Below are 13,111 nucleotides of genomic sequence, written 5' to 3' on the forward strand. Positions count from 1 at the left end.
GATGTTAGACAGCCGTGAGCACCATGCGCAATGAGCGTTGCACACCCCGCAACGCCCACAACGAGGAGGCCTCATGCCCGACCTGGCGAACGAGCGCGTCGACCACCGCTTCAAGGCCCTGCCCCCGGACGCCGAGGGCCTGACCGTCGGCGAACTCTCCGCCCAGCGGCGCAACCTCTTCACCGGCGGCTACACCACCCCCGTCCTCGCCCTCTCCGCCGAGTCCGTCGAGCACAACCTGCGCCTCCTGGAGACCTACGCCGAGCGCCACGGCCTCGCCTTCGCCCCGCACGGCAAGACCTCCATGGCCCCGCAGCTCTTCGACCGGCAGCTGGAGCACGGCGCCTGGGGCATCACCGCCGCCGTCCCCCACCAGGCCCGCGTCTACCGGGCGCACGGCATCGCCCGGATCTTCCTGGCCAACGAGCTCGTGGACGCCGTCGCCCTGCGCTGGCTCGCCGCCGAGCTCGACGCCGACCCGGACTTCCGCTTCGTCTGCTACGTCGACTCCGTGCGCGGCGTCGAGCTGATGGACGAGGCCCTGCGCGCGGCCGGCGCGACCCGCCCCGTGGACGTGGTCGTCGAGCTGGCCGCCGGTTCGACCGGACGCACGGGCGTACGGACGGAGGCGGAGTGCGCGGCCGTCGCCGACGCGGTGGCGGCCGTCCCCACCCTGCGGCTCGTCGGCGTCGCCGGCTACGAGGGCACGATGCCCGGCGCCGACGCCGACTCGGTGCGCGCGTGGCTGCACCGGCTCGTCGGGCTCGCGGCCGACTTCGACAAGGCCGGCCGCTTCGACCCCGCCATCGGCGAGATCGTGGTGACCGCGGGCGGCAGCGAGTGGTTCGACACGGTCGCCGAGGTCTTCGCGGGGATCCCCGACCTCTCCCTCCCCGTCCTGAAGCTGCTGCGCTCCGGCGCGTACGTCTCGCACGACGACGGCCAGTACCGCGACCGCACCCCCTTCAACCGGGTCCCCGAGGAGGGCGCGCTGCGGCCCGCGTTCCGGCTCTGGTCGCAGGTCGTCTCCCGTCCCACCGCCGAGCAGGCCTTCACCAACGCGGGCAAGCGGGACGCCGCCCACGACCTGCACCTCCCCGAGGCGCAGGCGGTCCGCGACGCCCGCACGGGTGAGATCCGCGCCGCGGAGGGCATCACCGTGACGGGCCTCTCCGACCAGCACGCCTGGCTCCGCACCGGACCGGACGCGGACCTGGAGGTCGGCGACTGGGTGGGGATGGGCCTGTCCCACCCCTGCACGATCTTCGACAAGTGGCAGCTGATCCCGCTCGTCGAGGCGGACGGCACGGTGGTCGACCACATCCGCACGTTCTTCTAGGAGCGAGGGAGCGCCAGGGTGATGGATCTCGTCTTCCGGGACGCGGAGGTCGTCGACGGCAGCGGCGGCGACTCCTACCGGGCCGACGTCGGGATCGAGGACGGCCGGATCGTCTCGATCGTCAAGGAGGCCGCGGCGGCCGGCTGCCAGCGCCCGACCGCCCGCCGCGCCCTGGACGCCGAGGGCCTCGTCCTGGCGCCCGGCTTCATCGACATGCACGCCCACAGCGACCTCGCGCTGCTCCGCGACCCGGACCACAGCGCGAAGGCCGCGCAGGGCGTGACCCTGGAGGTCCTGGGCCAGGACGGACTGTCGTACGCGCCCGTCGACGACCGCACCCTCGACGAGGTCCGCCGGGCGATCACCGGCTGGAACGGCGACGCCTCCGACGTCGACCTCGACTGGCGCACGGTCGGCGAGTACCTGGACCGGCTGGACCGGGGGATCGCCGTGAACGCCGCGTACCTCGTCCCCCAGGGCACGGTCCGGATGTACGCGATGGGCTGGGAGGACCGTCCGGCGACCGGGCGCGAGCTGGACCGGATGCGGCGACTGGTGGCCGAGGGCCTCGAACAGGGCGCGGTCGGCATGTCCTCCGGCCTCACCTACACCCCCGGGATGTACGCGCCGGACTCCGAGCTCACCGAGCTGTGCCGGGTCGTCGCGGAGTACGGCGGCTACTACTGCCCGCACCACCGCTCCTACGGGGCGGGGGCGCTCCGCGCGTACGAGGAGATGGTGACGCTCGCCCGCGAGGCCGGCTGCGCCCTCCACCTGGCCCACGCCACCATGAACTTCGACGTGAACGAGGGCCGCGCCCCGGAGCTCCTGGCCCTCCTCGACGAGGCCCTCGACGCGGGCGCCGACATCAGCCTCGACACGTACCCGTACACCCCCGGCAGCACGACCCTGCTCGCGCTGCTCCCCAGCTGGGCGGGCGAGGGCGGCCCCGACGCGACCCTGGAACGCCTCCGTGACGCCGCCACGGCGGAACGGATCCGGCACCACCTGGAGGAGCTCGGCTCGGACGGCTGCCACGGGGTGCCGCTCGACTGGTCGACGATCGAGATCGCGGGCGTCGCGGACCCGGCCCTCGCGGACCACGTGGGCCGCCGGGTGGACGGCTGGCCGACGGCCCGCCGGCTCCTCCTGGGGGACCGTCTCGGGACGACGGTCCTCCAGCACGTGGGCCACGAGGAGAACGTCCGGACGATCATGCGCCACCGGGTGCACACGGGCGGTTCGGACGGCATTCTCCACGGCCTCAAGCCGCATCCGCGCGCGTACGGCACGTTCCCCGAGTACCTGGGGCGGTACGTGCGCGAGCTCGGCGTCCTCTCCCTGGAGGAGTGCGTCGCGCACCTCACCTCCCGCCCGGCGGCCCGCCTCCGCCTCCCGGACCGGGGCCTGGTGAAGGAGGGCCACGTGGCGGACCTGGTCCTCTTCGACCCGACGACGATCGCGTCGGGCGCGACCTACGAGAACCCCAGGACCCTCCCGGTGGGCATCCCCCACGTCCTGATCGACGGCAGGTTCGTCATGGAGGACGGCAAGAGGACGGACGTCCTGGCGGGAAGGTCGGTCCGCAGGACCCCCTGACCCCGTCGTGCCCGAGCCCCTACCGCCCGGCGGCCACGGGAGCGGCCCCCTCCGAGGTGCCGCTCCCCCACGGCTCCCGCCGCACCCAGACCAGCCCCAGCGCAAGCACGGCCCCCGCCAGTACGAACCCGTACCACGGCGTGTGCCCCGACGGCTGGGTCTCGTACACGAGGGCGGCCGACAGCACGGCCAGCACCTGCCCCGCCCGCCCCCGCCAGGCAACGGCCGCGACGACGACCGTCCCCCACAGCAGGTACCAGGGCTGAACCATCGGCGAGAGCGCGACCAGCGCGACCAGCGACAGCCCGAGACCGAGAACGGGGTCGAGAAGGCCCTGGTAGGCACGCCGCGCAAGGGCGGCGATGACGGCCAGGGCGAGAAGCAGTCCCAGCTTCTGGAAGACGGCCCTGACCGGATCCGGCTCGCCGGTGAGGAGGACGCCCAGCCCCAGCCCCAGGTCACTCGTCACGGACAGCGGCGTATGAATGGCCGCGGCCACGCTCTGGGTCCGCACCCACCCGAACCCGGTCCCCGCGAGGACCGACGCCCCCGCCGCCACCGCCCCCGCGACGGCCCCCGGCAGGACGAGGCCCTTCACGAGCCCCCGTACACCGCTCCCACGCGCCACCATCACCCCGATGAAGAGCAGGGCCACGGCCGCCGGGGACTTCACCATCATCGCGAGGCCGACGAGGACGGAGCCGAGCACCCACCGCCCGCGCGTGGCGAGCAGGACGCCGCCGAGCATGAGGCCGATCATCAGCCCGTCGTTGTGCATGCCGCCGACGACGTGGATCAGGAACAACGGGTTGAGCACGGCGAGCCAGAGGGCGCCCCCGCCGCCCCCGAACCCGCGCACCGCCCGGACGATCAGGGCGAGCGCGCCGAGGGCGATCAGCCGCATGCCGAGGACGGCGGGCACGATCGCCCCGCCGGTCGCCTTCGCGACGGCCGCGGCGAGGAGCAGGAAGGCGGGTCCGTACGGCGCGGGGGTGTCGGTCCAGTTCCCGCCGACGCCGGCGGCCGCGTCGGCCCCGAGGTCGCCGGGGCCCAGGACGGAGGGCCCGGCACCGTACACGTCGTGGCCCGACAGGACCATCGCGCCCTGGGCGATGTAGCTGTAGACGTCGGCGCTGTGCAGCGGCGGGGCGAGGAGCAGCGGCGCGGTCCAGCAGGCGAGGGTGGCGAGGACCCCGTCCCGCAGGCCCCGGGCGAGGAGGACGCCGTAGCGCCACCAGGCGGCGACGAGCAGGGTCAGGCCGAGGTACGCGAGGACGGCTCCGGCGACGGTGAGCGCGGAGCCGCGCGGCTGCCACAGCGGCCCGCCGCCGAGGACCGGAAGGGTGCCGGCCGCGTAGCCGCCCACGGCGACGGCGAGCGATCCGCCCGCACCCAGCCACCGGCATCCGGAGGCGCTGAAAACCCACATGACGTGCCAACCTATCCCGACCGCCCGAAGCCCCGAACCGGGGTCACGGCCCCGCCGCACGGCTCGCCCGTCCTCCGGGGCCGCGGGCCGAGGCCGCCGTCCGGCCCTCGCCCGGCCCCCCGGCCGGGGGCGGACCCCCGCCGCACGGGCCTCCCTACTTGGGGTGCCTGTTCCCGCCCCGTCCCTTGCCGGGCTTCTCCGGCCTCCCGCCGGCCGAGGCGGTGGCGGACGGCTCGGCCGTCGGGGAGGCGTCCGGGGCGGTGGTCACGGGCCCGGACGGAGCAGTGGTGGCCGTCGTCTTCGCGGAGGGCGCGGACGCGCTCGTGGGCCCGCCGGGCACGGACGTGGCGCCGCCGCCGGAGGAGCCGGAGGCCGCGCCTCCCGCCGTGCCCGGCGTGCCCGCCGTCCCGTCGGACGGGTCGGCCCGGATCATCGAGGGCGGCCCGTCCGCCCCGCCGTCGACGGAGGACCGGGGGTCGCCGCTCTTGCCGAGGCCGCCGGCGAGCAGCGCGGCGGCGAGGCCGAGGACGGTGGCGCCGCCCCCGGCGAGCAGCCACACCGCTCCGCGGCCCCGGCGTGCGGAGGCGTGGCGGCGGCGGGCGCGCCGGGGTCCGGCGGCTCCGGGGGCGTGGTGGTCCATGGCCCGGATTGTAGGGAGCACGACACCGCCGATGCGATCCGGGTCACAGTCCGCCGCATCCGGTCCGGTTGTCCGACGTGTCCCAAAACACTCGGCGTCGCGGCCGGGCCCGCCGTAAGCTCTCGTCATGCAGGTGATCCAGTCCACGAAGCTCGCCAACGTCTGTTACGAAATCCGGGGTCCGGTGCTCGAAGAGGCGATGCGGCTTGAGGCTGCGGGTCATCGCATCCTCAAGCTGAACACGGGCAATCCGGCCGCTTTCGGCTTCGAGTGTCCGCCCGCGATCCTCGAGGACGTGCTCCGCAACCTCTCCGAGGCGCACGGCTACGGCGACGCGAAGGGGCTGCTCTCGGCCCGCCGGGCGGTGATGAGCCACTACGAGACCAAGGGCATCCCGCTCTCCGTCGAGGACATCTACCTCGGGAACGGCGTCTCGGAGCTGATCCAGATGTCGATGCAGGCGCTGCTCGACGACGGCGACGAGGTCCTCGTCCCGGCCCCGGACTATCCGCTGTGGACCGCCTCGGTCTCGCTCGCGGGCGGTACGGCGGTGCACTACCGCTGTGACGAGCAGGCGGACTGGATGCCGGACCTCGCGGACATCGAGCGGAAGATCACCGACCGCACCAAGGCGATCGTGATCATCAATCCGAACAACCCGACGGGCGCCGTCTACGACGACGAGATGCTCCGCTCACTGACGGAGATCGCCCGGCGGCACAACCTGGTCGTCTGCTCGGACGAGATCTACGACAAGATCCTCTACGACGGCACCACGCACACCCCGACCGCCGCGATCGCCCCCGACCTCCTCGTCCTCACCTTCAACGGGATGAGCAAGAACTACCGGGTGGCCGGTTTCCGCTCCGGCTGGCTGGCGGTCTGCGGTCCGAAGCACCACGCGTCCTCGTACATCGAGGGCCTCACGATCCTCGCCAACATGCGCCTCTGCGCGAACATGCCGGCGCAGCACGCGGTGGCCGCCGCGCTCCAGGGCCGGCAGTCGATCGAGGATCTGGTGCTGCCGGGCGGGCGTCTCCTTGAGCAGCGGGACACGGCGTACGAGCTGCTGACGCAGATCCCGGGCGTGACGTGCGTGAAGCCGAAGGGCGCGCTGTACCTCTTCCCGCGCCTCGACCCGAACGTCTACAAGATCAAGGACGACCGGCAGATGGTCCTGGACCTGCTGCGGGCCGAGAAGATCATGGTCGTGCACGGGACGGGCTTCAACTGGCACGAGCCCGACCACTTCCGGATCGTCACGCTGCCGGCGGCCGCGGACCTGGCGGACGCGGTGACCCGGATCGGCCGCTTCCTGGACGGGTACAGCCAGCCCTGATTCCGGCCGGGGCAGGAGACCGCCGCCCCCGTCCCGAACTCCGGACAACGCTCAACTTTAGATCGGTTCCAAGCTAGGATGGCCTTCAGAGCATCTCAGGAGGCCATCCCCATGTACGAACCGATCCGCACCAAGTCGGTCCACCGGATGGCCGACGACGCCCAGGACGCGTACCCGCACCGCTCCCGCGAGGAGGAGCTGGACATCCAGCTCGCCGGACACCTCGCCGCCCTGCTCGCCGTCACCGACGAGCTGGGCGACACGGAGGCCGGCGAGCTGATCGCCCGGCAGGTGGCGCGGCTGCGCGGCGCACCGCCCGCGCGGCACGCCGGACTGAGCGGTTCGCCCGCGCAGGACCTGCACCGCAAGGCGCACGCCCTCGCGGGCCGCGCACTGGTCGTCGCCGCCTCCCGGGCCGACACGGCCGCCGCGATCCTCGCCGCCGAGCGCATGGACGCGCACACCGCGGCGCTGGCCGGGGACACCCTGGTCGCCGCCCCCTGACGGCCCCGGTCCGCGTGGCACGAACCACGCGGACCGGGCGCCACCCACCGGCGCGCCCGCATCCGCCCCCGTATCCGCGTCCGCACCCCGTCCGCACCCCCGTCCGCGTCCGCGTCCGACGGGCGTCTCACCGGGTGGCGGTCGCCACCGGTTCGGTCGACTCGAACTCGGCGTCGAGGACGACACACCGCGGTGCGCCCCCTCCGTAGGCCCTCGCGCCCACGACCGCCGTCCGGCCGGTCGCCCCGACCGCGAGGTCCCCGACGGTCCCGGTCCCCCGGTCGACGGCCTTCTCCCGCTCGTCCCGGAACTCCACCGTCACCGTGTAGGTGCCCTCGCGGGCCGCCCCGCTGGTGACCGAAAGCTCCGCCACCGGCCGCCCGGTGGCCGGATCGAGGGCGCACCGCGCCACCGTCACGTCGTCGGACGGGAACCGCATGTCCTCGTGGACCTTCCCCGAGACGTAGATGTACGCGGCGAGCGCGCCGACCGGAACCAGTACGACCAGCGCACCCATCGCCACCCACAGAACGACCAGCCAGCGCGGCATCCCGTCACCCCCTCCGTACCGGAAGGCCACGGTACAAGGGAGTCACGGCGCACCCCGCTCCGGTTCGGTACCGGGATCACTCCTTCACTCCCCGTACACCCGACTCACCCCGGAACGTGGGTTTCCGCGAGCACGCTGCCCGCGTGAGACGCATCCTGGGAATCGTCCTGGCCGTCCTGCTCCTCGGCGGCGTGGCCGCCGTCCTCCTGACGGACGGCGACAAGGACACGGGCACGGCAACGAAGACCGTGCGAGGAGTCATCGGATCGGAGAAGGCCGAGTTCTTCGCCGATCCGCAGGTGGTGAAGGCCCTGGCCGCCAAGGGCTTCACCGTGGGAACCGAGACCTCCGGGTCCTGGGACATGGAGGAACTGCCCCTCGACGGCTACGACTTCGCCTTCCCGTCCTCCAAGGGACCGGCCGACGAACTGCGCGCGAAGGCGCGGAAGCAGGCGAAGGACAAGGCGGCGGGCGCCCCGCTGCGCCCCTTCTACTCGCCCCTCGTCGTCGTCGCGCACAGCGCCGCCGCGCAGGTCCTCGCCGACAACGGCCTGGCGACCCTGGGCCCGCGCGGCACGAGCGGCACCCTGAAGATGGACGCCTACCTCGCGGCGGCCCGCGCCGACCGGACCTGGCAGCAGCTCAAGGGCTCCGCCGGGCACGCCGAGCTGAGCGGCACCCTCTTCATCACCTCCACCGACCCGGTCGCCTCCAACTCCGGCGCCCTCTACCTCGCCGCCGCGAGCTACGTCGCCGACGGCGGGCGGGTCGCGGGCGACAAGGCGGCCGTCGCCCGCACGGCCCCGCTCATGCGCAAGCTGGTCCAGGTGCAGGGCGCCCAGCAGTCCGGCTCGGACGCGCCCTTCCGGGACTTCGTCAGCGGCGTCGGGAACCCGCTCGTCCTCGTGTACGAGTCGCAGGTCGCCTCCCAGCTGCTCGCCGGGCGGCCCATGGGCGACCTCGTCGTCCTCTACCCGGACACCACGGTCAACAGCGACCACACCCTCGTACCGCTCACCGAGAACGGCCGGAAGCTCGGCGAGCTCCTCTCCACGGACCCCGAGCTGCGCAAGCTCGCGGTCCGCCACGGCTTCCGCCCGCAGGGCGCCGCGAGCGAGTTCACCGCCGCGACCGACGGCCACGCCGCATACCTCAACCAGACGCTGACCGGCGTCCGCCAGGCGCCCGTGCCCACCAGCGAGGTGCTGCACGAGATGGCGCTGCGGGCCCGCGACCAGGGGGACACCGCATGACCACGTCCGACGATCCGAGAAGAACGATGGCCCTGACACCGCCCGAGCACGACACCCCGCTCGTCCTCACCCCGCCCGAGCCCGTGCCCGCCGTCCGCGCCGAGCAGGCCTCCGGCCTGGTGCCGCTGGACGAGTCGGTCCGGACGGAGATGGCCCGCCGGGCCGAGGAGTACGTCGGCTCGCTGTCCGGGCTCGACCCGCGCTCCCCCGAGTTCGCCGGCCGGATCGGCGAGATCGCGCAGCTCGGCGCGGGTGAGATCCGCTCCGCGGCGCAGCAGTCGAACCGGATGCTGGACCGCACGATCCGCTCCCTCGGCGAGGGCGCGGGCGGCGGTGACGCGCAGACCCGGGTCGGCTCCTCCCTCGTCGAGCTGCGGCGCACGGTCGAGGACCTGGACCCCCGCGACACCCCCGCCAAGGGCTTCAAGGGGCTGCTCGCGAAGCTCCCGGGCGGCAACAGGCTGCGCGACCACGTCGCCAAGTACGCCTCCTCGCAGGCCACGCTGAACCGGATCGTCGGTTCGCTGCGCGGCGGCCAGGACGAACTGCGCCGCGACAACGCCGCGTTGCAGACCGAGCGCGCCCGGCTGTGGGAGACCATGGGCAAGCTCCAGGAGTACGCGGTGCTCACCGCCGCGCTCGACGCGGCCGTGGAGGAGCGCGTCGCCCTCACCGCGGACCCGGCCCAGGCGGACGCGCTGCGCGCCGACGTCCTCTTCCCCGTCCGGCAGAAGCACCAGGACCTCCTGACCCAACTCGCCGTCTGCGCCCAGGGGTACCTGGCGATGGACGTGGTCCGCCGGAACAACGACGAGCTGATCAAGGGCGTGGACCGGGCGGCGACGACGACCCTGTCGGCGCTGCGGATCGCGGTCATGCTCGCCTCCGCGCTGGAGAACCAGCGGAAGGTCACCGAACAGGTGATCGCACTGCGCTCCACGACCGAGGAGATCGTCCGGGGCAACGCCGAGATGCTGGACCGGCAGGCCGGGGAGATCCAGGCCCTGGCGGCGGACCCGGCGGTGGGCGCCGAGACGCTCCGCACGGCCTTCCAGCAGATCTACCGGACGCTCGACGCCATCGACACGTACAAGGTGCGGGCGACGGAGTCGATGGCGGCGACCGTCGAGTCGCTCACGGCCGAGCTCCAGGAGGCGAGCGCCCACTTGGACCGCAGCCGCCGCACCGGAGCCCCCGAGGGCGGTCTCGGATGAACCGCGGCACCACCGACCGCGGCACCACCGCCCCCGGGACCGCCCGTCGCGTCACCGCCCGGCTGCGCCGCACGACCGCCGCCCGCGCCGCGACCGCCGTCCTCGCGCTCGCGCTCCTCGCCACCGCCTGCTCCGGCGGCGGCGACCGTCCCGACGAGCACGGCATGGAGTACAAGGCCGGCACCCTCCGGGTCCTCGCCTCCTCCGAACTGGCCGACATGGGACCGATCCTGGAAGAGGCCGCCGAGGCGACCGGGGTCACCGTCCGCCCCACCTACGCCGGCACCCTGGACGCCGTCGAGCGCATCGCGTCCGGCGAGGCGGACCAGGGCTACGACGCGGTGTGGCTGTCCTCCAACGACTACCTCCGGCTGCGCCCGGACACGGCGAGGAGGATCACCGACGAGACCCCGATCATGACCTCGCCGGTGGCGCTCGGGGTGCGGCCCGCCACCGTCGCCCGGCTCGGCTGGGACCCGGCGAAGGTGACCTGGTCGCAGCTGCACCGGGCGGTCGCCGACGGGAAGCTGACGTACGGCATGACGGACCCGAAGCGCTCCAACTCCGGTTTCTCCGCGCTCGTCTCGGTCGCCTCCGGGCTCTCCGGCGCCCAGTCCGCGCTGACCGAGCGGGACGTCGCCCGGGCCACCCCGCGCCTGAAGGAGTTCTTCACGGGCCAGAAGCTGACCTCGGGCTCCTCCGGCTGGCTGGCCACGGCCTACGCCCGCCGCACCGACGTCGACGCGCTGGTGAACTACGAGTCCGTGCTGCTGTCCGCGCCCGAGAAGCTGACCGTGATCCGGCCGTCCGACGGTGTCGTGACCGCCGACTACCCGTTCACCCTGCTCACCTCCGCCCGCCCCGAGGCGAAGGCGGCGGCGGACCGGCTCACCACCTATCTGCGCACCCCGGACGCCCAGCGGCGGATCACCGGGACGACCCTGCGCCGCCCGGTGGTCGCCGGGGTCCGCCCGGCCTCGGCGCTCGCCCGGGACCAGCGCCGCGAGCTGCCGTTCCCGGGCAGCCGGGCGGTCGCCGACGGCCTGCTCGACGCGTACGACAACATCCTGCGCCGGCCCTCCCGCACGGTCTACGTGCTCGACACCTCGGGGTCCATGGGCGGGGAGCGGCTCGACCGGCTGAAGTCCGCGCTCGCCGAGCTGACCGGCGACTTCCGGGACCGGGAGGAGGTGACCCTGATGCCCTTCGGCTCCTCGGTGAAGCAGAGCGAGGTCCGTACGCACACGGTCGACCCGGCCTCGCCGAAGGCGGCGCTCGACGCGATCCGCGCCGACTCGCAGCGGCTCTCGGCCTCCGGCGGCACGGCCGTCTACTCCAGTCTCCAGGAGGCGTACCGCTTCCTGGGCAGAGCACCGTCCGACAGCTTCACCTCGGTCGTCCTGATGACGGACGGGGAGAACACCGACGGAGACCCGGCGTCGGCCTTCGACGCCTTCTACCGCTCCCTGCCGGCCGAGCAGCGGCGCACGCCGGTCTTCCCGATCCTCTTCGGGGACTCCGACCGCGGCGAGCTCGACCACCTCGCGAGCCTGACCGGCGGGAAGCTCTTCGACGCGAACCGGGGTTCGCTCGACGGCGCCTTCGAGGAGATCCGTGGGTACCAGTGACCGCCTGCTCGGGTACGTCGAGTCCCGCAAGAACCTGACCGGCAGCGTCTGCGGTCTGGCCGGTGTCGGGATCGCCCTCACCGGCGCGGCGGGCGGGCTCTGGCCGCTGGTGATCGCGGGGCTGTACGCGGCGGGGGCCCTGATCGCCCCGCCCGAGCGTCCCGAGACCCCGCGCTTCCCGGACGCGGACGAGCAGCTCGACGCCCTGCGCGCCGACTTCACGAAGCTCCGCGCCTACCTGGCGGAGGTCGAGCTGCCGGAGGCGGCCGGTGACCGGCTCACCGAGCTCGCCGCCCTCGTCGAGGCCCTGCTCGAACCGGGCTGGGTGAGCGACCCGGAGCACCTCCACGTCCTGGCCCGCGCGGTCCGCCAGGACGTCCCGGAGGCCGTCGACACCTTCGTACGGACGCGGTGGTGGTCGCGGTTCACGCCGGGCGCCGAACCGCCCGAGAGCCACCTCGACCGCCAGCTGTCGGTGCTGCACGAGGAGGTGTCCGCCGTCGCCGCAGCCCTCCGGGAGGCGGAGGCGATCCGTCAGGAGGTCCACACCCGGTACCTGGAGGAGCGCGGCCCCTGATCAGTTATGTTCCGCGCATGACATATTCTGAGCGCACCACGTCCCGCCGCACGGTCCTGTCGGCCTTCGCCGCCGCCGCTGCCGTGGGCACCCCCCTCATCGGCCAGCTGGCCGCCGCCGCCCCGGCCCTCGCCGTGGACGGCGAGTACGCCAACAACACCACCCTCTACAAGGACCCGAACCTGGTCGAGGGCACCTCGTACAGCCGCCGTTACCGCCGCCACGAGAAGTTCGACCTGAAGCAGAGCGAGAAGTACGACTTCCCGCGCACGGCGATCCTCGCCCTGCACGGCGGCGGCATCGAGATCGGCACCAGCGAGCTCGCCCTGGGCATCGCCGGCTACAGCCCGAGCGACGCCGCCGGCGCGCCGGTCCTGCCGACCACGTACGACTACTGGATGTTCGAGGGCCTGCTCTCCAGCGGCAACACGGCGCTGCACGTCACCTCGAAGAACTGTGACGACCACGTCGCCCTGTCCCTGGCCAAGAGCCACCTCAACGTGCTGTCGCTGCACGGCTGCCAGTACAACCAGCTGGGCATGCCCGAGCCCATGATCTGGCCGCCGAGCACCGACCCCCGGCTGGCCGTCGTCGGCGGTCTCAACCCGGCGTTCCGCACGGCCCTGGTGAGCGAGCTCACCAAGGCGGGCTTCCCGGCGATCGACGCCTTCGACCCCAAGTACGGCTCGCGGCTCGACGACTTCAACGGCAGCCACGTCACCAACCCGTGCAACCTCACGATGCTCGGCAAGGGCGCCCAGATCGAGATGACCACCGAGCTGCGCCAGAGCTTCTTCGACGACTACTCGTCCCGTTCCGCCCGTGCGGCCACCTGGAACGGCGAGTTCGTGAAGTTCCGTGACGCCTGCCGTCGCGCCATCGCGACCGTCGAGGCCTCCCAGCCGATCCTCTAGTCGCGCGCGGTACGCCGGACATGCGCCGGCCCCCGGAGCCTGAGGGGGCTCCGGGGGCCGGTTGCGTCGTGGTGGGCCGTCGTGACCCCACTGGTCAGGGCGGTGTTTCGGGGCAACCCACCACG

General features: G+C 73.4%; 12 protein-coding genes. 9 read left to right on the top strand and 3 right to left on the bottom strand.

The annotated features are described in order from the left end of the window. Positions 1-73 precede the first annotated feature (73 nt). Positions 74-1,339, top strand: coding sequence for an alanine racemase (locus ACFYUZ_RS12840; RefSeq protein ID WP_389308285.1), 1,266 nt, complete (start codon positions 74-76; stop codon positions 1,337-1,339). An 18-nt stretch (positions 1,340-1,357) separates the two neighbouring features. Beyond that, positions 1,358-2,938: an amidohydrolase family protein gene (locus ACFYUZ_RS12845; RefSeq protein WP_389308287.1), complete on the top strand. Its 1,581-nt coding sequence runs from the start codon at positions 1,358-1,360 to the stop codon at positions 2,936-2,938. Between the two features lie 19 nt (positions 2,939-2,957). On the opposite strand, the gene mptB is transcribed toward ACFYUZ_RS12845, so the two are convergent. Both mptB and ACFYUZ_RS12855 read right to left on the bottom strand, forming a co-directional pair. Next, entirely contained in the window at positions 2,958-4,367 is a 1,410-nt protein-coding gene (gene mptB / locus ACFYUZ_RS12850) for a polyprenol phosphomannose-dependent alpha 1,6 mannosyltransferase MptB (RefSeq protein WP_389308288.1), read from the bottom strand. Between the two features lie 154 nt (positions 4,368-4,521). Then, the gene (locus ACFYUZ_RS12855; protein WP_389308290.1) at positions 4,522-5,007 is read right to left on the bottom strand and encodes a hypothetical protein; all 486 of its coding nucleotides are present in this window, start codon (positions 5,005-5,007) and stop codon (positions 4,522-4,524) included. 127 nt (positions 5,008-5,134) lie between these two features. Between ACFYUZ_RS12855 and ACFYUZ_RS12860 the strand changes: the two genes are divergently transcribed. Further along, on the top strand, positions 5,135-6,346 hold the full coding sequence (locus tag ACFYUZ_RS12860) for a pyridoxal phosphate-dependent aminotransferase (protein ID WP_030693207.1): 1,212 nt from the start codon (positions 5,135-5,137) through the stop codon (positions 6,344-6,346). 111 nt (positions 6,347-6,457) lie between these two features. Continuing rightward, complete coding sequence (locus tag ACFYUZ_RS12865) at positions 6,458-6,850, top strand: hypothetical protein (protein ID WP_389308292.1); 393 nt, start codon at positions 6,458-6,460, stop codon at positions 6,848-6,850. A gap of 127 nt (positions 6,851-6,977) precedes the next feature. On the opposite strand, the gene ACFYUZ_RS12870 is transcribed toward ACFYUZ_RS12865, so the two are convergent. Beyond that, on the bottom strand, positions 6,978-7,400 hold the full coding sequence (locus ACFYUZ_RS12870) for a hypothetical protein (RefSeq protein WP_389308293.1): 423 nt from the start codon (positions 7,398-7,400) through the stop codon (positions 6,978-6,980). Between the two features lie 116 nt (positions 7,401-7,516). On the opposite strand from ACFYUZ_RS12870, the gene ACFYUZ_RS12875 reads away from it, so the two are divergent. The 5 genes from ACFYUZ_RS12875 to ACFYUZ_RS12895 are packed head-to-tail and all read left to right on the top strand — an operon-like array spanning position 7,517 to position 12,986. Continuing rightward, entirely contained in the window at positions 7,517-8,653 is a 1,137-nt protein-coding gene (locus ACFYUZ_RS12875; RefSeq protein ID WP_389308295.1) for a hypothetical protein, read from the top strand. Next, entirely contained in the window at positions 8,650-9,867 is a 1,218-nt protein-coding gene (locus ACFYUZ_RS12880; RefSeq protein WP_389308296.1) for a toxic anion resistance protein, read from the top strand. The genes ACFYUZ_RS12875 and ACFYUZ_RS12880 overlap by 4 nt, the downstream gene beginning before the upstream one ends. Then, positions 9,864-11,495 carry a substrate-binding domain-containing protein gene (locus ACFYUZ_RS12885; RefSeq protein WP_389308298.1) on the top strand — a complete coding sequence of 544 codons (1,632 nt, stop codon included), beginning with the start codon at positions 9,864-9,866 and terminating at the stop codon, positions 11,493-11,495. Before ACFYUZ_RS12880 ends, ACFYUZ_RS12885 begins: the two co-directional genes overlap by 4 nt. Beyond that, positions 11,482-12,072: a hypothetical protein gene (locus ACFYUZ_RS12890; protein WP_389308300.1), complete on the top strand. Its 591-nt coding sequence runs from the start codon at positions 11,482-11,484 to the stop codon at positions 12,070-12,072. The genes ACFYUZ_RS12885 and ACFYUZ_RS12890 overlap by 14 nt, the downstream gene beginning before the upstream one ends. Positions 12,073-12,089: 17 nt before the next feature. Then, entirely contained in the window at positions 12,090-12,986 is an 897-nt protein-coding gene (locus ACFYUZ_RS12895; protein WP_389308301.1) for a poly-gamma-glutamate hydrolase family protein, read from the top strand. The last annotated feature ends 125 nt before the right edge of the window (positions 12,987-13,111 follow it).

This window comes from Streptomyces sp. NPDC004266, from assembly GCF_042874095.1.
GTDB lineage: Bacteria > Actinomycetota > Actinomycetes > Streptomycetales > Streptomycetaceae > Streptomyces.

Bases quoted from the DNA above. Each gene is read 5' to 3' on its own strand.
- ACFYUZ_RS12840 (WP_389308285.1), top strand. From the start codon at position 74: ATGCCCGACCTGGCGAACGAGCGCGTCGACCACCGCTTCAAGGCCCTG.
- mptB (WP_389308288.1), bottom strand. From the start codon at position 4,367: ATGTGGGTTTTCAGCGCCTCCGGATGCCGGTGGCTGGGTGCGGGCGGA.
- ACFYUZ_RS12855 (WP_389308290.1), bottom strand. From the start codon at position 5,007: ATGGACCACCACGCCCCCGGAGCCGCCGGACCCCGGCGCGCCCGCCGC.
- ACFYUZ_RS12860 (WP_030693207.1), top strand. From the start codon at position 5,135: ATGCAGGTGATCCAGTCCACGAAGCTCGCCAACGTCTGTTACGAAATC.
- ACFYUZ_RS12865 (WP_389308292.1), top strand. From the start codon at position 6,458: ATGTACGAACCGATCCGCACCAAGTCGGTCCACCGGATGGCCGACGAC.
- ACFYUZ_RS12870 (WP_389308293.1), bottom strand. From the start codon at position 7,400: ATGCCGCGCTGGCTGGTCGTTCTGTGGGTGGCGATGGGTGCGCTGGTC.
- ACFYUZ_RS12880 (WP_389308296.1), top strand. From the start codon at position 8,650: ATGACCACGTCCGACGATCCGAGAAGAACGATGGCCCTGACACCGCCC.
- ACFYUZ_RS12885 (WP_389308298.1), top strand. From the start codon at position 9,864: ATGAACCGCGGCACCACCGACCGCGGCACCACCGCCCCCGGGACCGCC.
- ACFYUZ_RS12895 (WP_389308301.1), top strand. From the start codon at position 12,090: ATGACATATTCTGAGCGCACCACGTCCCGCCGCACGGTCCTGTCGGCC.